The 20605-nt window shown below is 32.7% G+C and carries 28 protein-coding genes and 1 pseudogene; 22 read left to right on the top strand and 7 right to left on the bottom strand.

The features are described from left to right. Window positions 1-30 precede the first annotated feature (30 nt). From NXS15_RS02070 to NXS15_RS02050, 5 genes are read right to left on the bottom strand one after another with little or no spacing between them, the layout of a single operon-like run. On the bottom strand, window positions 31-3003 hold the full coding sequence (locus NXS15_RS02070; protein ID WP_259290214.1) for an AAA family ATPase: 2973 nt from the start codon (window positions 3001-3003) through the stop codon (window positions 31-33). Window positions 3004-3046: 43 nt separating this feature from the next. Then, on the bottom strand, window positions 3047-3736 hold the full coding sequence (rnc, locus tag NXS15_RS02065) for a ribonuclease III (RefSeq protein ID WP_259290213.1): 690 nt from the start codon (window positions 3734-3736) through the stop codon (window positions 3047-3049). Next, window positions 3729-4742: a phosphate acyltransferase PlsX gene (gene plsX, locus NXS15_RS02060; RefSeq protein ID WP_259290212.1), complete on the bottom strand. Its 1014-nt coding sequence runs from the start codon at window positions 4740-4742 to the stop codon at window positions 3729-3731. The genes rnc and plsX overlap by 8 nt, the downstream gene beginning before the upstream one ends. A 1-nt stretch (window position 4743) precedes the next feature. Beyond that, the gene (locus NXS15_RS02055) at window positions 4744-6369 is read right to left on the bottom strand and encodes a DAK2 domain-containing protein (RefSeq protein WP_259290211.1); all 1626 of its coding nucleotides are present in this window, start codon (window positions 6367-6369) and stop codon (window positions 4744-4746) included. Beyond that, a complete protein-coding gene (locus NXS15_RS02050; RefSeq protein ID WP_259290210.1) occupies window positions 6362-6652 on the bottom strand; it encodes a hypothetical protein in 291 nt (96 codons plus the stop codon). The genes NXS15_RS02055 and NXS15_RS02050 overlap by 8 nt, the downstream gene beginning before the upstream one ends. Before the next feature lie 90 nt (window positions 6653-6742). Between NXS15_RS02050 and recO the strand changes: the two genes are divergently transcribed. Then, entirely contained in the window at window positions 6743-7426 is a 684-nt protein-coding gene (gene recO / locus NXS15_RS02045) for a DNA repair protein RecO (RefSeq protein ID WP_259290209.1), read from the top strand. A 4-nt stretch (window positions 7427-7430) separates the two neighbouring features. On the opposite strand, the gene recA is transcribed toward recO, so the two are convergent. After that, window positions 7431-8420, bottom strand: coding sequence for a recombinase RecA (recA, locus tag NXS15_RS02040; protein ID WP_259290208.1), 990 nt, complete (start codon window positions 8418-8420; stop codon window positions 7431-7433). Window positions 8421-8828: 408 nt separating this feature from the next. Here recA and rpsJ point away from each other — a divergent pair, with 408 nt between their 5' ends. The 21 genes and pseudogenes from rpsJ (at window position 8829) to NXS15_RS01935 (ending at window position 19547) form a co-directional block, all read left to right on the top strand. After that, window positions 8829-9137 carry a 30S ribosomal protein S10 gene (gene rpsJ / locus NXS15_RS02035; protein WP_259290207.1) on the top strand — a complete coding sequence of 103 codons (309 nt, stop codon included), beginning with the start codon at window positions 8829-8831 and terminating at the stop codon, window positions 9135-9137. A 70-nt stretch (window positions 9138-9207) separates the two neighbouring features. Further along, window positions 9208-9831, top strand: a pseudogene (rplC, locus tag NXS15_RS02030) (50S ribosomal protein L3); the annotation flags it as partial. A 179-nt stretch (window positions 9832-10010) separates the two neighbouring features. Then, entirely contained in the window at window positions 10011-10982 is a 972-nt protein-coding gene (rplD, locus tag NXS15_RS02025; protein WP_259290205.1) for a 50S ribosomal protein L4, read from the top strand. Further along, window positions 10982-11413 carry a 50S ribosomal protein L23 gene (rplW, locus tag NXS15_RS02020; RefSeq protein WP_259290204.1) on the top strand — a complete coding sequence of 144 codons (432 nt, stop codon included), beginning with the start codon at window positions 10982-10984 and terminating at the stop codon, window positions 11411-11413. Before rplD ends, rplW begins: the two co-directional genes overlap by 1 nt. Before the next feature lie 66 nt (window positions 11414-11479). Beyond that, entirely contained in the window at window positions 11480-12325 is an 846-nt protein-coding gene (rplB, locus tag NXS15_RS02015) for a 50S ribosomal protein L2 (RefSeq protein ID WP_259290203.1), read from the top strand. Continuing rightward, a complete protein-coding gene (gene rpsS, locus NXS15_RS02010; protein WP_259290202.1) occupies window positions 12325-12600 on the top strand; it encodes a 30S ribosomal protein S19 in 276 nt (91 codons plus the stop codon). The genes rplB and rpsS overlap by 1 nt, the downstream gene beginning before the upstream one ends. 2 nt (window positions 12601-12602) lie before the next feature. After that, window positions 12603-12938, top strand: a complete 336-nt coding sequence (gene rplV, locus NXS15_RS02005; RefSeq protein WP_259290201.1) for a 50S ribosomal protein L22 — start codon at window positions 12603-12605, stop codon at window positions 12936-12938. A 13-nt stretch (window positions 12939-12951) separates the two neighbouring features. Continuing rightward, a complete protein-coding gene (gene rpsC / locus NXS15_RS02000) occupies window positions 12952-13626 on the top strand; it encodes a 30S ribosomal protein S3 (protein ID WP_259290200.1) in 675 nt (224 codons plus the stop codon). Next, window positions 13604-14035 carry a 50S ribosomal protein L16 gene (gene rplP / locus NXS15_RS01995; RefSeq protein ID WP_259290199.1) on the top strand — a complete coding sequence of 144 codons (432 nt, stop codon included), beginning with the start codon at window positions 13604-13606 and terminating at the stop codon, window positions 14033-14035. Before rpsC ends, rplP begins: the two co-directional genes overlap by 23 nt. After that, complete coding sequence (gene rpmC / locus NXS15_RS01990) at window positions 14035-14229, top strand: 50S ribosomal protein L29 (protein WP_259290198.1); 195 nt, start codon at window positions 14035-14037, stop codon at window positions 14227-14229. The genes rplP and rpmC overlap by 1 nt, the downstream gene beginning before the upstream one ends. Continuing rightward, entirely contained in the window at window positions 14229-14498 is a 270-nt protein-coding gene (gene rpsQ, locus NXS15_RS01985; protein ID WP_259290197.1) for a 30S ribosomal protein S17, read from the top strand. The genes rpmC and rpsQ overlap by 1 nt, the downstream gene beginning before the upstream one ends. Beyond that, the gene (gene rplN / locus NXS15_RS01980; RefSeq protein WP_130429719.1) at window positions 14498-14866 is read left to right on the top strand and encodes a 50S ribosomal protein L14; all 369 of its coding nucleotides are present in this window, start codon (window positions 14498-14500) and stop codon (window positions 14864-14866) included. Before rpsQ ends, rplN begins: the two co-directional genes overlap by 1 nt. Before the next feature lie 9 nt (window positions 14867-14875). Then, window positions 14876-15202 (top strand): 50S ribosomal protein L24, encoded by a 327-nt coding sequence (gene rplX, locus NXS15_RS01975; protein ID WP_259290196.1) that lies wholly within the window; start codon window positions 14876-14878, stop codon window positions 15200-15202. After that, window positions 15202-15750, top strand: coding sequence for a 50S ribosomal protein L5 (rplE, locus tag NXS15_RS01970; protein WP_396888601.1), 549 nt, complete (start codon window positions 15202-15204; stop codon window positions 15748-15750). The genes rplX and rplE overlap by 1 nt, the downstream gene beginning before the upstream one ends. Then, complete coding sequence (locus NXS15_RS01965; protein ID WP_259290194.1) at window positions 15750-15935, top strand: type Z 30S ribosomal protein S14; 186 nt, start codon at window positions 15750-15752, stop codon at window positions 15933-15935. The genes rplE and NXS15_RS01965 overlap by 1 nt, the downstream gene beginning before the upstream one ends. Before the next feature lie 2 nt (window positions 15936-15937). Beyond that, on the top strand, window positions 15938-16333 hold the full coding sequence (gene rpsH / locus NXS15_RS01960) for a 30S ribosomal protein S8 (protein WP_259290193.1): 396 nt from the start codon (window positions 15938-15940) through the stop codon (window positions 16331-16333). Window positions 16334-16342: 9 nt separating this feature from the next. Next, window positions 16343-16882, top strand: coding sequence for a 50S ribosomal protein L6 (gene rplF / locus NXS15_RS01955; protein WP_259290192.1), 540 nt, complete (start codon window positions 16343-16345; stop codon window positions 16880-16882). Window positions 16883-16903: 21 nt separating this feature from the next. Then, complete coding sequence (gene rplR / locus NXS15_RS01950) at window positions 16904-17260, top strand: 50S ribosomal protein L18 (RefSeq protein ID WP_259290191.1); 357 nt, start codon at window positions 16904-16906, stop codon at window positions 17258-17260. After that, window positions 17260-17880, top strand: coding sequence for a 30S ribosomal protein S5 (rpsE, locus tag NXS15_RS01945; protein ID WP_259290190.1), 621 nt, complete (start codon window positions 17260-17262; stop codon window positions 17878-17880). Before rplR ends, rpsE begins: the two co-directional genes overlap by 1 nt. Before the next feature lie 85 nt (window positions 17881-17965). After that, the gene (gene rplO / locus NXS15_RS01940) at window positions 17966-18409 is read left to right on the top strand and encodes a 50S ribosomal protein L15 (RefSeq protein ID WP_396888600.1); all 444 of its coding nucleotides are present in this window, start codon (window positions 17966-17968) and stop codon (window positions 18407-18409) included. A gap of 130 nt (window positions 18410-18539) precedes the next feature. Continuing rightward, window positions 18540-19547, top strand: coding sequence for an IS3 family transposase (locus NXS15_RS01935; protein WP_259290188.1), 1008 nt, complete (start codon window positions 18540-18542; stop codon window positions 19545-19547). 132 nt (window positions 19548-19679) lie between these two features. Here NXS15_RS01935 and NXS15_RS01930 read toward each other — a convergent pair. Next, window positions 19680-20605, bottom strand: a 926-nt coding sequence (locus tag NXS15_RS01930; RefSeq protein WP_259290187.1) for a hypothetical protein, incomplete at its 5' end; no start/stop codon positions are given.

Here is a 20605-nt window from a genome sequence, read left to right as displayed (position 1 = left end):
TCATGGCTTACAACCATGATGTTTTTATTATTATTGAATATCTTCTTCAACTTCTTTTTGTTCATCTGCAACTAGTTTTTTAGCATCAGCTAATTGAAGGCTGAAAAATGTTGTAACACCACGGTTTTGCATTGTTGCTCCAAATAATGAGTCAACACGTGACATCGTACCGTGACGGTGTGTAATTACTAAGAATTGTGTTTTAGCTTTTAATTCTTGTAGATATTCAGCATATCTAACAACGTTAGCTTCATCAAGCGCCGCCTCAACTTCATCTAGAATACACAATGGTAAAGGACGTGCTTTTAAAATTCCAAATAATAGCGAAATTGCTATCAATGATTTTTCACCACCAGAGAACAATTTAATGTTGGCAATGTTTTTGCCTGGAGGTTGAGCTTTAATTTCAATACCTGATTCTAAAATATCGTTAGGGTCGGTTCAATATAATTCAGCTTTACCACCACCAAGCATGGTTGCAAAAACATCGTTGAATGGCCCATTAACATCATCAACAATACCGGTCAATCTTGAAATGATAATTTTATCGTTTTCTTCAATTGATTTTTCAATTTTATTTTTGGCATCAGTTAATTCTGCAAAGCTATTGCTGAATTTGTTAAATCTTTCTTCTTCTTCAACTAAAGCTTCCAATGATTCAATGTTTACGTTTCCTAATTTGTCTATTTCTTCACGTAAATCACGAACAATTTCTTCAGCTTGTTCACGTGGAAGTTCAAGTTTATAATTTTCAGAAGCCGACTCAAAAGTCATTTTGTATTGTGAAGCAAGTCTTTCTCTTGACTGGTCTAATAATAATTTTGAACGATCTTTTTCACTTAATTTGTTAGCGTATGATAAAACTAATTGATTAAGTGTTGATGAGTAATCATTACGTGTTAAATTAGTTTGTTCAATGTCATTGTTCAATAATCTAATTCTTTGTGCTTTAGCATTTAACTCTGACTCAAGAGTTATTTTTTTGGTGTTTAAAGCTTCTAAATCACTCTGTGCTGTTTTGACATTTTCTTTATTTTCGTTGTTCAACGATAAGATTTGAGCATTTAAGTTTTTCAATTTAATTTCAAAACTATCAAGAGCATTTTGCTCGTTAGCTTTTTTAGAATTTAATGTTGAAATTTGACTTTGCAATGATGCTTCAAGTTCGTAAGCTTGTTTTCTCGAGTTTTCAACTTCATGTAATTTAGTTAAAATTAATTGAATTTGAGCATTAATTCCGGGAATTAAACCTTGTAGTTCTTTAATTTTTTCATCAAAACCTAATAAACTTTGAGTTTTATCTTTAGCACCACCAACTATAACCCCACCAGGTCTAATTGTGTCTCCATCTAATGTCACAATCATGTAACGACGCTCTAATATGTTTGCAATTTTGTTGGCTTGATCAATGTCAGTAACAACAATCACGTTACCTAACAAGAATTTTTTCAAAATGTCAAATTCGTTAGTTGTATCAACTAAATCCGAGGCAACGGCCACGAACCCTGGATGACCTTGAATACCCAACAAATGATCATCACGAACAAATTTTGCTTGAATTGACGATAACGGAATGAATGTTGCACGCCCGCCATCATTTTGTTTTAAGAAATTAACAGCTTTCACAGCAGTTTCTGATTTATCAACTACGATATGTTGAGTTGCATTTGCTAAAACTGTGTCAATAGCACGAATATATTGGTTGTCAATTTTAATTAAGTCTGCTACTGTACCTTTTAGTGGTTTTCCGAAAAAGGCTTTATTTTCTAAAATTGTTCTTGTACCTTTAAATAATAGAGTATTTGATTCTTTTTGTTGCTCTAAAACTTGAAGATGTGTACGAATTTTTGTTAAATCGTTATCTTTTTTGTTTCTTTGAATGTTTAGTAAACTAATAGCTTCTTCAGCTTTTTTTAGTGTCATTCTATTTTCGCTGGCACGAATGTTTAAGACTTGAATTTGTCTGTCAACTTGTTGAATGTTTTTAGCGTGCGTTTGGGCTAATTTTTGGTATGCATTAATTCTCTCTTCGTTACTTGCACTAATTTCACCTTGCGCAATTAAACGTTCACGCGCTGTTTCTTCTTTAAGGACTAATTCGATGTTACGAAGTCTTTCGTTTATTTTTTTTAGCTCAATGTCTAGTTCGTCATATTGTTTTTGTGCTTCAATTCTAAAACTAGTGCTTTGACTTATTTTAGTTTCGCACTCTTTAATGCGTTCGTCTAGATTTATTTTTGTCTCTTGCACACCGTCTAACTCTTGCGAAAGAGATTCATATTTTTCGCCAAAAGTTTTGATGTTATCAACTAAAAGACCAATTTCAACTTCTTTTAATTCATCACTTTTAGCAATAAAAATTTTTGCTTTTTCCGCTTGTTTACGTAGCGGAATTAATTTACGCTCGATTTCTTTGATTCTAATATCAATTTTTTCCAAACCTTCTTGAGTACGAGCTAATTTAGTTAATGCTTCTTTTTTTCTAAATTTATATTTTGATACTCCGGCCGCTTCTTCAAAAATTGCTTTACGTTGTTCAGCTGTTGATTGGGCAATGTCTGAAACAGTACCTTGCGAAATGATCGCAAGACTTGATTTACCAATTCCAGATTCCATCGCAATTTCTAAAATATCTTTTTGCCGACATTCTTCACCGTTTATATAGTATTTATTTGAACCATTACCACGTTCTAAAACCCGCGAAATAGTAAAAATTTCGTGTGGAATTGAATTATTTCCTTCTTTATTGTCAAATGTTAAAGTAACTACAGCACGATTCATGGCTTTTGCTGTGGCTGAACCTTGGAAAATAACATCATCCATTTTGTCACCACGAAGTTCTTTAGCGCTTCTTTCTCCTAAAACCCATCGAATGGCATCGTTAATATTCGATTTTCCTGAACCGTTAGGACCAACAATACCTGCTACACCGCCATCGAACGTCAGTGCAATAGGATCAGCAAATGATTTAAACCCATGTGCTTCTACCTTTATTAATTTCATTATTCCTCCTGACTTTTACAAATATTATATTGCGTTTTGTATATTATTCAGTGTTTGCAAGTTTAGTTAAAGCATTTTTTGCTGCATTTTCTTCAGCTTGCAATTTATTTTTTCCATAGCCCTCACCAAATATTTGGTTGTCATGCATTGCTTTGGAATAAAATTTGTTTTCAACCATTACAGTTTCGTAAGTAACTGAGTTACGTGAAAATGATTGAATATATTCTTGAAATAACGTTTTTGAGTCTTTTAACTTATTCTCGTCGATTTCAGTTTTAAAAAGCGTTTGTTGTAAAAATGTATTGACTTTCTGAATACCTTGATCCAAATATAAAGCACCAATAAATGATTCGAATATATCGGCACCAACTTTTTCAGAGCGCATAATTTCTTCATACATCATTCCTGGTCCTGTTAAAAGGAATCTTTTTAAGCCTAATTTATTACTTAAAGAGTTTAAACTTTTTGTTGAAACAAGTTTAGAACGCATTAATGTTAAATTTCCCGCATTTGAATTACTATATTTAGAGTAAAGAAATTTTGAGCTTAAAAACTGCAAAATTGAATCACCTAAAAATTCTAAACATTGATAATCAACTGCTTCGGGTGCTTGCTTACGACTATTTTTAAAGCTTGGGTGTGTGAAAGCTGCTGCGTAATCAGAAAATTTTTTGTAGTTAATTTGGTAAGACTTTAAAAATAAAACAAAGTCATCAATCGTTTTTTTATTCATCATTACTTTCTAAAGCAAGTTTTACTTTTTGCAAAACATCGCCTTCAAGTGCTATTTTGATTTGATTTAATGCACCTGTGTAAGCTTTGTTATCACTACCACCGTGTGATTTAATAGCTACACCATTAACTCCAACTACTCATGCAGCACCAACGTTACGATAATCTAGTGTTTCAGCAACATCTCTAAAAGCATTTTTGGCCATTAAGGCACCAATTTTTCTTCATGGCGAAAGCATGATTTTACTTTTTAGCAATGTTTTAAAACTTAAGACAGCTCCCTCAAGACTTTTTAACACTAAATTACCGCCATAACCATCAATAACAGCTACATCACAGACAGCATTTAAAATTTCCCGTGGTTCTCTAAAACCGATATAGTTAATTTCTTGTTTTTGTTTCAGTAATTGGTGTGCCGCTTTAATGTTTTCAGTTCCTTTATTATCTTCAGTTCCGATATTAATTAGGGCTACTCGTGGAGTGTTGATTTTGAGCATAACTTGTGCAAAAACATTGGCAATTGTGGCTCATTCAACTAAATATTCAGGTTGAACATCAATGTTAGCACCAACATCTAACATGACAAACTTGCGTCCTGTAATAGTTGGCATAATTGGCATAAATGCGGCACGGGAAACATTTTTTAGTCGTTTTAATTTAAATGTGTTTGTCGCTAAATATAATCCACTATTTCCTGAACTTAAAACTGCGTCAGCTTCATTGTTTTTAACTAAATCGATTGCAGTATTCATTGATGTGTTTTCGTGTAAAGAGGCTCTGAAATTTTCTGGATCATTAGCCAAGTTCGGCGAGTGCACAATTGAAATATTTTTAGGTTTCTGGTCAAAACCTTGAATTTTTGTTGCATTAATTTCGTTTTCGTCACCCACCAAAATTATGGTGAAATTAGGGTTTGATTTTGCAAAATTGTAAGATGCTTTTAATGCTGCTAAAATTCCATTGTCATTACCCATAATATCGAAAGCAATTTTAAATTGTCTATTCATTTTATTCAAATCCTATAATAAAGTGGTAATTTGGCTGACTTCCGTTGTATATTTCAACTTCAACATCATATTTACTTTCAATAAAACTTTGAATTTCACTTGCATCTTTTTCTGAAATATTATTACCGTAATATACTGAAATAAATTCGTGATCTTCGGTAATTGTTTTATCAATTAAATCTTTGGCTGCTTTTATGTAAGTTGACTGGCTAGTGATAATTTTACCATCTGCTATACCAATAAAATTACCTTCTTTTATTTTGATATTGTGCATTTTTGTTGTACGAATTGCTTGTGTGATTTCACCAGTTGTAACTGTTTTTATTGCTTCGTTTAATAATTCAAGATTGCTTTGTGCATCTAAATCATGATTGAAATTCAACATTGCGGCAATTCCTTGTAATTGGCTTCTTGTTTGGATAATAAAAACATTTTTATCATTGATAATTTTTCCGGCTTGTTCAGAAGCTAGGAAAATGTTTGAGTTATTAGGTAAAACAAAAACATTTTTCGAATTTACTGAATTAATTGCGTCAACAATATCCTGGGCTGATGGATTTTGTGTTTGACCACTTTCAATAATCGCATCACAGCCCAGCTCACGCATTCTCGAAATTATGCCCGCTCCTAAATTACATGAAATAATTGCGCATTCTTTTTCGTCCTCAGATAAGACAGCGTTTGATAAAGTAACATTTTTATTACGTGTTTGTTCAGCTTGTAAACTCATATTTTCAGACTTAATTTTGATAAATTCACCGTATTTTTGACCAAAATTCAACAAACTACCTGGTTTTAAGGTATGTCCGTGTACTTTTAAAATTTCATTATCTTGAACAACAACTAAACTTGTGGCTTGTTTTCCGATTTCTTTTTCAAAATATTTTTTGTCAAAATTTTTGCAATCATTTAGCTCAATTATAAATTCTGTACAGTAACCAAATTCGCCATCATAAACTTCGCCATCTTGAATGAAAGTATTTACATCACTTGATTCTTCGCTAATTGCAATTGGTTGCCCTTTGATAAATGAATTCATCCCTACTAAAATTGTGTAAAAACCTTCACCACCTGAATCGGTAACGCCAACTTCACGTAAAACTTTTAATAAGTTAGGTGTGTTGTCACAAGCTTTACGAGCAAATTTTTCTGCTAATTCGAAAAATACTTCAAAAGTTGTATTTTTATCAATAATCTTAGTTAACTCCTCGGTTGTTTCACGAATAACGGTTAATATAGTTCCTTCAATTGGTTTCAACACTGAAGCATAAGCTTTTTCAGTAGCTTTTTTAAATCCATTTAACAAACCTAGAACATCAACACTTTTTTCATTTTCGAAAGCAAGTGAAAATCCTTTAAAAATTTGACTTAAAATAACTCCTGAATTTCCACGAGCACCAAATAGCATGCTTTTAGAAAACTTTTTCGCCACTTCTCCCAAGTTAGCGTTGCTGCGGTCAATTGCATCGATAGCTGATTTCACTGTTGAAGACATGTTTGTTCCAGTATCGCCATCAGGCACCGGAAAAACATTTAATGCATCAATTCTGTTTTTTGCATTAATTAAATTATTTGCCCCGGACAGACACAAATCATAAAACATTTTACCGTCTAATTTATTAGTCATTATTTAGACCTCCTATTAAAATATTTAGTTTTCCTAGTTTTTGATTTTTCTTTCTAAGTGCGAATCTTAGTAAAGAATTAATCGAAGTAACAATATTTTTTAAGTTACTATTTTTTAAAATTGTTATTGAAGCTGTAAAATCTCACACGTTATCACGCGAATTTACAATCACACAATCATCATGAATGTGTGATTGTTCATCGTAAGGACATTTAATACTAAAAACGCCAGGTGTTGTTTCGAGAATGTCAATAAAAATTTTGCTTACATCTAATTTATCCACTTTGCCTCCATTACTTTATTTAGTGCCAACGAGTAAATAAAGTTATCATATTATATATTAAATTATAAATATAATGTATTATATAAAAATATGGCAGAAACAATAGAAAACGCAATCATTTTAGGAATCAGTGATTCGCCAACAAGTGTTGACGATTCTTTTGTTGATTTTTTCACTACGAGTGGTCGCATTAGATTATTAGCAAAAGGCATTAATAAAGCACAATCTAAAAACCGTGCTAATTTACAAATTGGCTCAGTAGCACAAATTGAATATTTTAAGGCTCGCAGAATCAATAGTGTTGGCCGTCTTAAACGTTCAAATTTACTCGAAAATATTGATTATAGCAACGAACAAAATTTGAAATTTGTCAGTAAAATACTGGTAATTTTTGAAAAAATTAAAAATAAATCAGTAAGACTTTTCGATGCTTACTGATCTGCAATTCAAAAATTACATGAAGGTTATAATGAAAGATTGCTTTTATTTGTCCTGGCCAATGCCTTATCATATTTTGGTCTTATGCCAATTCCTGATAGGTGTGTTATTTGCCAAAAATACACAAATTTGTGTGATTTTAGTTGATATTTAGGCGGCTTTTTGTGTGATAATCACAAAAAAAGCATTAGATGAAATAAAGAGTTAAAAACAATTTATTTTATGTTTTATGATTTAGATAAATTTCTTGCTATGGCTAATGACAGTATTGTTGCCCTAATAAAGCACGAATTGCTAGACTATTATCAAAGTAACGGAATTTATTTTGATTTTTAATAAATTACAAACTCAGTGTTTCTAATTCGCTGCGCAACTCCGGATTTTGACTCAATATATCTTTTAGGGCTTTTTTGCCTTGACAAATATTTTCGCCTTTATAAGCAAACCAAGAACTTTTTTTAACTAGTACTCCTTTTTGAGTTGCTAACTCAATTAATTCACCCAATGAGTCAATTCCTTTACCAAAAATTATTTCAGTTTGGAATGATTTAAAAGGGGCGGCAAGTTTATTTTTAACAACTTTAACTTTAATGTCATTTCCCACAATTTCTTTGCCTTCAACAATACTTGAAACACGACGCACTTCTAATCTGATCGATGCGTAAAATTTCAAGGCTCGACCTCCGGTTGTGGTTTCAGGGTTACCAAACATTACACCAATTTTTTCCCGTATTTGATTGACAAAAATAATCGTGGTATTAGTTTTATTTAACGATGCCACAATTTTTCTTAATGATTTTGACATCAAACGTGCGTGTAATCCGATTTGGTTATCACCAACTTCGCCGTTTAGTTCGGCTTCAGGAACTAAAGCGGCAACGGAATCGACTATGATTAAGTCGATTGCACCGCTTTTTGCCAAGTAATCGACAATGTCCAGGGCTTGTTCGCCACTATCTGGCTGCGAGATTATGACTTTATTGGGGTCAATTCCTAAATTTTTGGCATAAACAGGGTCAATTGAATGTTCAGCATCGATAAAAGCTGCCACGCCACCTTTTTTTTGCACCTCGGCAATAGCATGCAAACACAAAGTAGTTTTCCCGCCACTTTCGGGTCCAAAAATTTCGATAATTCGACCTTGTGGATAGCCACCAATCCCTAATGCTTGGTTTAATAAATATGAACCACTTGGAATAACATCAACGGTAGCATCTAAATCTTGTGAGTCAAAAAAAGTTATTGCCTCTTTACCAAATTTTTTAGTTATTTCACTGATTGCTTCTTGTACAGCAGGATTTAATTTTATTTCTTTTTGATCTTTGTCCATAATTTCCTTTCGCTATACTAAAAAGTTTTCATGTCTTTTTTGCTAAGAAAAAATTTTTTTATTATTTTTAGCCAAATAACATTATTTTTTTCCGAAAAGACAGCAACATCTATTATTTCTCTTTATTTAATTATTATATTATATTACTTATTATATTTCGTTGCTGCATTCTTATTCAACAACGCTTGTCAGTGTTCCAAAAAAAATGAAAAAATGAGAATCAACAACGCTTATTGGTGTTTCGTGTTAAAAATATTTGTTTTTTTAGTTTCGCTTTTTTTGATTTTATATTAGAATATTTAAGCAACTATACTTAGAAGCGTAAGGTTGTTAAGCGGCCATGAGTTGTTGAGGACTGCTTAAGAAATTTATGTGGAGTATCGTTCAAAAATGAACAAAGGAGACAACATGAGTAAAATCAATATCAAGCTAAAAGCTTTCGAACATGAACAACTTGATTTTGCTGCGAAAAAAATAGTTGAAATCGCACAAAAAAATAATGTTAAGTTCTCAGGTCCTGTAGCTGTGCCAACAAGAAGACACGTTGTTACAATTCTTAGATCTGTACACATTAATAAAAAATCTCGTGAACAATTCGAAGCAAGAGTACACCAAAGAATCGTTACTCTAATTGATGCTGATGCGAAAACTTTAGACCAAATTCGTAGATTCGAATTTCCAGCTGGAGTACAAATCAGCGACATTAAAACAAATTAATTAATTTATTTTAAACAAATCCAACTTCAAATGAAGCAATGGTCGTTATTTATAACGTGAAGGAGAAAATATGAAAGGAATCTTAGGACGTAAAATTGGTATGACTCAAATTTTTACTGAAGAAGGACTATCAGTTCCAGTTACAGTAATCGAAGTTAAACCAAATGTTGTGTCAAAAGTTCTAACAGCTGATAAAAATGGATATGTTGCAACACAATTAGCTGTTGAAGAATTAAAAGCTAGTGCAGTTAATAAACCACTTGCTGGTCAATTTAAACAAGCTAACACAACACCTAAGCGCTACATTAAAGAAATTCGTGGCATGGAAGGTTACGAATTAGGACAACTAATTAAAGCAGATATTTTTACATCAGGACAATTAGTTGACATTACCGGAACTTCAAAAGGTAAAGGTTTCGCCGGTACAATTAAAAGATGAAACCAACACATCGGACCTAAATCACACGGTGGTGGTGGTGGTAGCCAACCAGTTAGACAAACAGGGTCACTTGGTGATATCGCCGGAAACAAAGTTTTCAAAGGTATGACAATGCCTGGACATTTAGGTGCTGTTCAAACTACAGTACAAAACTTAGAAGTAGTTAAAGTAGATGTTGTTAACAACATTTTATTAGTTAAAGGTTCAATTCCAGGACCTAAAAAATCACTAGTTATCGTTAAAGAAGCTGTTAAAGGTTTACCAGCGCACAAACCAGTTGCCTTGGTTGACGTTGAAGAAGTTATTAAAATGAATGACTTAGTTGAAAGAGCAAAAAAATACGGTATTGAAGTTAAAGTTGGAATGCGTTCAAATGAATTAGAACCTCTAATTCTTGAAGCCGAAGCAAAAGAAGCTGCAGAAGGAGATAAATAATGGCTGTTAATAAATTCTATTTATCAGAAAAATTTGACAAAGACAGAAACATCTCATTCAACCTTAAAAAAGAAGGTGTTAAAAAAGCTAAAAACTTCAAAACTTTTAAAGAAGGTTTAGAAGAATTTGAAAAAGATGCTGCTAAACTTGAAGGTGAATCAAGAGTTTGATTCCACAGAGATGGTAAATTCTCTGGTTCGATTGCTACAACTAAAGTTAAAACTATTATCGACACTTTAACATCTAAAAACGTTAAAGATGAAGAAACAATTAAATTCTTAAACGAAGAAAAACTAGTTGATGTTTCAGCTGCTAAAGCAAAAAAAGAAACTAAAGCCGCAAAAGTAGAAGTTAAAAAAGTTGATGAAAATGCTAAATTTGAATTCGACAATTCTAAATTACCTGCTAATGTATTTAGTTTAGAAAAAATTTATGAACAAGCAATTTTTGACACAATTATGTCAGAGAGAGCTTCAAAAAGACAAGGAACTCACTCAGTTAAAACTCGTGCCGAAGTTAGAGGTGGTGGTAAAAAACCATGAAGACAAAAAGGTACAGGACGTGCTCGTGCTGGTTCAACCAGATCACCAATTTGAGTAGGTGGTGGACGTGCTTTTGGTCCTAGAACTGAAAGAAACTACAGTCTTAAAGTTAACAAAAAAGTGAAAAAAGCAGCCTTCTTCAGTGCTTTAACCTTATTAGCACAAGATAAAGCTGTTTTAGTTGATGATTTCAAATTAGAAACCATTTCAACCAAAAACGCAGTTGCTAAACTACAAAGTTTAAATATTGCTAACGTAAAACACGTATTAGTTGTTTCAAGTGATGTTAACGTATATAAATCACTAAGTAATGTGGCTAATGTTGCAGTTATTAAACCAGCATCAGTTACTGTTGAAGCTTTAATTTGAGCTGACGTGTTAGTATTATCAAATGAAGGACTACAAACATTCGAAGGGAGAGCTAAATAATGGAATTAACTCAAATTATTCGTAAACCGATCCTAACCGAAAAAACAAACCTTCTACAACAAGAAAATAAATACACTTTCGAAGTTGATTATCACGCTAACAAATACCAAATTAAAAATGCAGTGGAATTTATTTTCCAAGTAAAAGTGGAAAATGTTAACACAATTAAAGTTGGTAAAAAAGCTAAAAGAGTTGGGCGTTACAATGGTTTTACAAACCGTTACAAAAAAGCTATTGTTACTTTAGCTAAAGAAGACAAAATTGTTTTCTACCCTAACGAAGCAGAAGCGCAAGACGAAGCGAAAATGGCTCAAAAAGCTGCTAAAGCTCAAGAAGTTAAACAAGCAGATCAAGCAGCTGAAGAAAAATTAGCACAAAAAATTGCTGCTAAAAAAACAACTAAAAAATCATCAAAAAAAGATGAAAAATAATTTAAGAGGATTTTAAATTGCTTAAATGACAAATTCCTCATATATATTTAAGCAAAGGAGAGAATAATGGCAATTAAACATTACAAGCCAACTACTAACGGTCATCGTAATATGTCATCTCTTGACTATGGTAAAAATCTTTCAGGACATGCTCCTGAAAAATCATTACTAGTAATTTTGAAAAACCCAGCTGGTCGTAATAACCAAGGGAAAATTACAGTAAGACACCATGGAGGTCGTGTAAAGAGATTTTACAGATTAATTGACTTTAAACGTAATAAAGACAATATTCCAGCAGTGGTTAAGTCAATTGAATACGATCCAAACCGTTCGGCTAATATTTCATTATTAGCATACGCTGATGGAGAAAAAAGATACATTTTAACACCGAAAGGTCTTAAAGTAGGACAAACAGTTATTTCAGGAAACGATGTTGATATTTTAGTAGGTAACACACTACCTTTATCATCAATTCCAGAAGGTACATTAGTACACAACATTGAAATGCAACCAGGAGGGGGCGGAATTATCGCTCGTTCAGCTGGGGCCAGTGCTCAAATTTTAGGTAAAGACGATGATGGTAAATATGTAGTTCTACGTCTAAAATCAGGCGAAACACGTCGTATTTTAGCAAGAGCTCGTGCTACAATTGGTGAAGTTGGAAATGAAGAACATCTACTAGTTAACTTAGGTAAAGCAGGTAGAAATCGTTACAAAGGTATTCGTCCTACTGTACGTGGTTCAGTAATGAACCCAGTAGATCACCCACACGGTGGTGGTGAAGGTAAACAACCTATTGGACGTAAATCACCTCTTACACCTTGAGGTAAAAAAGCTCTTGGTGTCAAAACTAGAAAAACTAAAAAATCTTCAAACAAATTGATTCTAAGAAGAAGAAAGGATGCTAAATAATGGCTCGTAGTCTTAAAAAAGGTCCATTTGTCGACGACCACTTAATGAAAAAAGTCGAAGCTATCGTCGAAGGTGGCGCGGCAAAAAAACCAATCAAAACTTGATCAAGACGTTCAACAATCTTCCCAAATTTTGTTGGTTTAACATTCCAAGTACACAACGGTAAAAGCTTTATTGATGTTTATGTAACTGACGATATGGTAGGACACAAACTTGGTGAATTTTCACCAACTAGAACCTACACAGGTCATGGTGCTGATAAAGGTAAAAAATAATTATGCAAGCAAAAGCACACGTTAAAATTCAACGTATTAGCGTACGTAAAGCTGCTTTAGTTGCCGCTCTTTTCCGTGGAAAAGATGTGCGGGTAGCATTAGGTATTCTTAAAAACACCAACAAAAAAGCATCAGGTTTATTTATTAAATTAATCAATTCAGCAGTTGCAAACGCAACAAACAACCATGGAATGGACGCATCTAAATTATTTGTTAAAGAAGTTTTAGTTAATGAAGGTCCAACACTTAAAAGATTTCAACCTCACTCACAAGGTAGAGCATTTTCAATTTTCAAACGTACATCAAATTTATCAGTAGTTTTAGAAGAAAGAAACTAAGAAAGGCAAAATTATGGGACAAAAAGTTAATCCAAATGGTTTTCGTTACGGCGTAACCAAACAACGTAATACAACATGATTTGCAGAGAAAAAAGAATTTGGTACATTATTAGTTCAAGATGACAAAATTTACAAATTCTTTGATAAATTAGTACGTAAATACCAAATCGGTCAAATCGAAATTAAAAGAACACAAGCAAATAAAATAACTGTTGTTTTACATGTTGCTAGTCCAGCAAGAATTTTAGGTGAAGGTGGTGCTAACATTAATGCATTAAATGTTGCTCTACACAAACACTTAAAAGACAAAAAACTTGATATCAATCTACAAGTTAACCAAATTGCTAAACCAGAATTAAATGCTCGTTTAGCTGCCGAAGCAATTGCGATTAAATTAGAAAATCGTGAAAGCTTCAGAATTGCTCAAAAATACGTTATTAATGAAGCGTTAAAAGCAAGAGCAAAAGGTATTAAAACCGCTGTTTCAGGCCGTCTAAACGGTGTTGATATGGCTCGTACCGAAGGATATTCACGTGGTGAAATGAAACTACACACCTTAAGACAAGATGTTGATTACGCACAAGCAACCGCTCGTACAACATATGGTGCTATCGGTGTTAAAGTGTGAATTTCTAAAGGTGAAATTTTGGAAGGGGGATTAAACAATGCTTCAACCAAAAAGAACTAAATACAGAAAACCTTTCTTATTACGTCACGACAAACGTAAAGCACATAAAGGTAATAAAGTATCATTTGGTGAGTTCGGACTTCAAGCTGTTACATCAGCATGAGTAGATGCTCGTCAAATCGAATCAGCCCGTATTGCGATTACTCGTCGTATGGGTCGTGAAGGGCAAGTTTTCATTAGAATCTTCCCTCACTTCCAAAAAACATCAAAACCAATTGGTGTACGTATGGGATCAGGTAAAGGGTCACCAGAAAAATGATATACACCAGTTAAAGTTAACACTATGATGTTTGAAGTATCAGGTGTTAAAGAAGAGATTGCTCGTGATGCACTTCGTTTAGGTGGTCACAAATTACCTGTTAAATGAAAAATTGTTACTAAAGAAGATTCACAAGGAGGTCAACAATAATGGTTTTTAAAGATTTAAAAGCGAAATCAGTTGAAGAATTACAAAAACTAGTTAATGACCTAAAAGCAGAATTACTAACCCTTCGTTTTAAAAACAGAACTGGACAATTAGACCAAAGTCACAAAATTAACGCAGTTAAAAAAGATATCGCTAAAGCTCTAACTGCTATTGCACAACTTAAAGGAGACAAATAATGGAAAGATTAACAACACGTAAAACTCTAACAGGTAAAGTTACATCTGTTCGTGGTGATAAAACTATTTTTGTCGAAGTGGAAAGCTACCGTTCACACAACTTATATTCAAAAAGATATAGAGTTGTTAAACGTTTTGCTGTTCATGATGAAAAATTACTAGCATCAGTTGGTGACATCGTCAGCATCATGGAAACACGTCCACTTTCAAAAACCAAACACTTCCGTTTAGTAGAAATTAAACACAAAGTACAAAGAGGTGAAGAATAATGGTTATTGAACTATCTAAATTAAAAGTTGCTGATAACTCAGGAGCTAAAGAAGTTGGTGTAATTAGAGTATTAGGCGGATCGCGTAAAAAAACTGCTAATATTGGTGACGTAATCGTATGTTCAGTTAAAAAAGCACTACCTAACGGTGCTGTTAAAGAAGGTCAAGTAGTTAAAGCTGTGATTGTTAGATCACGTTACGGTATTAAAAGACCAAACGGATCACACATTAAATTTGATGACAATGCTGTAGTTATTATTAAAGATGATAAATCAATGAGAGGAACTCGTGTCTTTGGACCAGTTGCTCGTGAATTACGTGACAAGGGATATTTAAAAATTGTTTCTCTTGCACCGGAAGTATTATAGGAGAGCGATATGAAGATGAAATTCAAGAAAAATGACGAAGTTATCGTTATTGCCGGTTCTCACAAATGAGAACAAGGGCGTATCGTTCGTGTAGATGCTAAAAATAACACAGTATACATCAAAGATGTTAACATGCAAGTTAAACATAAAAAACCATCACAAGCAAGCGAAGGAAGCATTAAAAAACAAGAAGGTCCTATCCACGCTTCAAACGTGGCAGTAGTTGCTAAAAAAGGTACTAAAACTAGTGCTCCTGTGTATTCAAGAATCGGATATCAAGTGGCAAAAAATGGTCAAAAAACAAGAATTATCAAGAAAACTAATAAGGAATATTAATTATGAACTTAAAGAAACATTACAATGACAAAATCGTTCCAGCTTTAATGGAAGAATTTAAATTTAAATCAATTATGCAAGTTCCACGTCTTGAAAAAATCGTTTTAAATATGACCGCAGGTAGAGAAGTAACAAATTCAAAAGCAATCGAAGAAGTTCTAAACGAATTAACATTAATTTCTGGCCAAAAACCTTTCCAAACTGTTGCTAGAAAATCAAATGCTTCATGAAAATTAAGAGAAGGTATGCCTATGGGGGGTAAAGTTACTCTTCGTAGAGATAGAATGTGAGACTTTTTAGAAAAATTAATTCACATTGCAATGCCTCGTATTCGTGATTTTCGTGGTGCTAATCCTAAAGCCTTTGATGGTAGAGGGAATTACTCATTAGGTATTAAAGAAGAAATCATTTTCCCAGAAATTGATTTTGACAAAATTAGAAGAATTAAAGGATTAGATGTTCAACTAATCACATCTACAAATTCAGATGCACAAGCTAAAAGATTACTTGAACTACTTGGAATGAGATTTGTTAAAGGAGATAAATAATGGCTAAAGTATCACTAAAAGCAAAACAAAAAAAACACGCGAAATTTTCAACCCGTTTTTACACTCGTTGTGAAATATGTGGTCGTCCACACGCAGTTTTAAGAAAATTTAAAATCTGCCGTATTTGTTTCCGTGTTAAAGCACACGCTGGACAAATTCCAGGATACAAGAAAGCGAGTTGATAATTATGTTTATTACAGATCCAATATCAGATATGATTGTGCGTATTAAAAACGCCAACCAAAGAAAATTCAAATCAGTTAACATTCCATTCTCAAATAAAAAACAAAGAATCCTAGAAATTCTTTTAGCAGAAGGTTACATCCAAGCCTTAAATGTTAAAGGCGAAGGAATCAATAAAGTATTAGAAGTAAGTTTAAAATACAAAGGAAACCAAAGAGCAATCATTGATTTCAAACGTATTTCAAAACCTGGTTTAAGAGTTTATTCTTCAGCTCAAGAACTACCAAACGTATTATCAGGATACGGAACAGCTATCGTTTCTACCTCAAAAGGAATGATGACTGAAAAACAAGCACGCAAGGAAAATGTTGGCGGTGAAGTTATCGCTATCATTTGATAGGGGGTTAATATGTCACGTGTTGGAAACAGAATATTAAGCATCCCTCAAGGCGTTGAAGTTAAGCTAGAAGGTACAACTTTTAGTGCTAAAGGTAAATTAGGAAGCTTAGAAGCAACTTTTTCACCTTTAATCGCCATTAAAATTGAAGAAGATAAAATTAGCACTTTAAGAGCAAATGAAGAAAAATCAACCAAACAATTACACGGAACTACTAACGCATTAATTAGCAATATGCTAATTGGTGTTTCACAAGGTTTCAAAAAAGAATTAGTAATTAAAGGGGTTGGTTACAAAGCTGTACTTAAAGGACAACAATTAGAATTAGCAGTTGGTAAATCACATTTAGAATTACTAGACATTCCAGCCGATGTTAACGTTGAGTTACCAAAGCCAACTGAAATCACATTATCATCAATTTCAAAAGAAAGCGTTGGACAATTCGCTGCAATTGTACGTGCTACTAGAAAACCTAGTCCTTACTCAGGAAAAGGAATTGCTTACAAAGATGAAGTTATTCGTCGTAAAGAAGGGAAAACTGCTGCTAAGTAGTTGTGAAAGGAAAATAAAAATATGGCTATATTATCAAGAAACCAAGCTCGTCAAAAGAAACATTTACGTGAGCGTCAATCAATCATTGGTACCGCTTCTAAACCACGTTTGAGCGTTTTCAAATCACACCAAAACTTCTATGCACAATTAATTGATGATTCTAAAGGCGTAACACTAGCTAGTGTTTCTACTTTAGCAAAAGGTGAATTTCATGGTAACATCGCTTCAGCTGCTGAAGCAGGAAAATTAATGGCACAAAAAATTAACGAACTAAATCTAACTCAAATCGTTTTTGACCGTTCAGGTTACATTTACCACGGGCGTGTAAAAGCGTTCGCTGAAGCAGTCAGAGAAAACGTGAAAGGAGTTAAATTCTAATGTCACAAGTAAACCAAAACGCAGCTGCAACTACCGAAGTAGTTAAAGCAAACCCAGCAAAAGTCGAAGCTAAAAAAGAAACAAAACCAAGAAACAATCGTGAACGTTCAGCTCGTCCAGCTCGTCGTAGAAATGACAATTTCAATGATGGTTTCAGCGAAAAAGTTATTTCAATCTCAAGAGTTTCTAAAACTGTAAAAGGTGGACGTAGATTCTCATTCTCAACCTTTGTTGTTGTTGGAGATAAAAAAGGTCGTGTTGGATTTGGACACGGAAAAGCTAACGAAGTTCCTGATTCAATTAAAAAAGCAATTAAAGATGCTAAAAACAATTTAATTACACTACCAGTTGTTAAAGGGACAGTTCCACACGAAAATGAAGCAAAATTCCTTGCATCTAAAGTTATGCTTAAACCTGCTTCAAAAGGGACAGGGATCGTTGCTTCTTCAACTGTTCGTGCAGTTGTTGAACTTGCTGGTTACACCGACGTTTATTCAAAAACATATGGTTCACGTTCAAAATCAAACATTGTTAGAGCAACTTTAAAAGCCCTAACTCAAATGCGTACTGCTGAAGCTATTGCCGATATCAGAGGTAAAGAAGTTAAAGACCTAAGATAATTATTAATTTAGTTAAGCAACTTGAAACACAAGTTTCAAAAGTACTTTTCGAATTAGTAATTACATGAAAGGAAATATTATGGAAATAAAATTACATGAATTAAAACCAACTGCCGGATCACGTAAAGATAAACACCGTGTAGGTAGAGGTCATGCCGCTGGTAAAGGTAAACAAGCAGGTAAAGGACAATCAGGACAAAATAAACGTCACGGACACAGACCTGGTTTCGAAGGGGGACAAACTCCTTGATTCCGTCGTATCGGAAAACGTGGATTTACTAACGTTAACCACGTTGAATACCAAGTTGTAAACTTAAAAGATTTAGAACAAAGATTTAGTGCTAATGATACTGTTAATATCGAAACCTTAATTGAAGCTAATTTAATTAAAAGAAACTTACCAATCAAAGTTCTAGCAAACGGTAAACTTACTAAAAAACTTTCTGTTTTTGCCCACGCTGCTTCACAAAGCGCTAAAGAAGCAATTGAAGCTGCTGGTGGAAAATTCGAAACTCTATCTTTAACCTAATAATTTTCTTTGCCCACGGGCAAAAAAACACTAAACAGAAGCTTGTTTAAACTAGGACAAAAAAATTAGACCCGAATCGTAAGGTTCGGGTTTTTGTTGTGATTTATGTAATTAAGGTAAAAGAGGTTTTATGGGACGACATTTAAAAACTGAAGAATGAGAAGAAATTTTTGTGTTTTACAGGGAATATTTAAAGAAAAATATTACGAAAAGAAAATTTAAATATGAATATTTGAGAATTAGCAAAAGAGAATCTTTTTCAAAAGAAGTCATTTTAAATATCAGAAATAAATTTAAAAAATATAATTTAGGAATGAGTATAGAATCAAAATCAGGTAAGGCACCTAAAAAAGGTAAGGGTTCTGGAAGACCGAGAAAAATAGATAAAGAAGTAGAAAATCAAAAAAGAAGAGAAGCGTTAAAGAAGATAACTAGAGATCAATTAGAATTTTTAATAACAAATATTTTTTACGGGAAAATTTTAGAAAGAAATGATAGCAAGGACTTGGATGAAGCTATTGAAAAATTCAAAAAAAGATACGGTTTTTCAGTGAAAATTAAACAAATCATTGATATTTTAGGAATTAAAAAATCAACATATTACTATCGATTAAAGAAATCTAAAAATGATAAAAAAGTAAAAAAAATTCAATATGAAGACCAAATTAAACAAGCATTTAGAGAATGTAAAGGTAGATATGGCCGTGAAAGACTTGCTCTTCTTTTGAAAATGAAGTTTGGTGTTGATATAAATTACAGAACATTAGGTAGATATATGAACAAATTAGGTCTTTTTTGTGAAATTAGGAGAGCAAAAAGAAAGAGAGAACACAAGGTCACTAATGTTAAGTTCCAAGACTTGGTGCAAAGAGATTATGATGGAAAATTCAATGATGTATACGCTACTGATGTAACTTATATTCCTTCACCTTCAGATGTTTTAGGGAATCATGTTTACCTATCAGCTGTGATACATCATAAAACTAAGAAAATAGTTAGTTGAAACTTATCAAGATATAATGACAATAATCTTGTATTAGAACATATTAAGCAGACAAATTTTCCGAATAATTTTATTATCCATTCTGATCACGGGTTTCAATATTCATCAAATGAGTATATAAATTTTGTGAAATAAAAAACAAAAGTTCCACTTTTTTCGAATTTGTAAATGGGAACTTTTGTTTTTTATTTGGACTTATATTTTTGATATTATTTACTAGGTTGACTCCTTTTAATTCAACCAAAATTTAATATGTATTAGGAATGGTTAGATAAGACAAGCCATTCTTTTTATTTCTTCGAAAATTTTTTGCATTTCCTTATAGATTTCAATACTCACTTCATAAGTATGTTGCATTAGCGGATTTAAATCGTAGTTTTTTTCTTCTAATTTGTGTATCACGTTATATAAATTAATTGCAAATATTCTGCTGTTTTTGTAGAGTTTATACATAGGTTTTGAAAACATCTCGGTAGATGATATTTTGTACTGTAAGCAAAATTTTTGAAAATCATTTAACTCATCACCTTTTAGTATTAAAGTGTTAAAAATAATGTTGTTGATGCTTATTTTAATTTCGCCTTTACTATCTATCATTATTCGTGCATCATCATCGGGTCAAATTTTCAATTTTTGTCCTTTTTCATTCACGGCAACATAATACTGATTTTGATACTGAAATGTCGAAGCATAAGCTTTTCTTTTAATTTCTAGATAGACTTTGTGTTCGTTTTTCGAAGTGTCGCACGTCCTAAAAATATTTTGTTTATGAGCGTAAAATTTATTGTTTCATTGATGAAAATCGTTGATTAAAACTTCCTTGTTTTTATTAAAATCCGTTATTGTTTTAATGCCTAAATTTTTAAAATGGATAGGGAAAAATCGTTGTATTGCGTCGTTAGTGCGCTCAACAAAAGGCTTAAATATAGCTACACTAGAAGATTCAACTTTTATGTTCTTTTTACTCATACTTTCTACAAAAGGTGTGTTTTTCGCTTCATTTCCGTAAAAAGTTCTTCTTTTATCAGTTCTTATTAAGACTGGAAAACCTCATTTCGAAAATAAATCTTCAAGTAAAATCATATAACCTTGATTGGTCTCTTCTTTTTCAGCATGTAAAGCTAATATAATTCCCGTCGCCCGATCAACAGCAACATATATGTGAAACTTGTTATCGCAATTTCATCAATGTT

The sequence above is a fragment of the Mycoplasma sp. CSL7475-4 genome, assembly GCF_024834065.1.
Lineage (GTDB): Bacteria > Bacillota_I > Bacilli_A > Mycoplasmatales > Metamycoplasmataceae > Mycoplasmopsis.
Note: the sequence above shows the minus strand (reverse complement) of the source record. Positions and strands in the feature narration are given on the sequence as shown.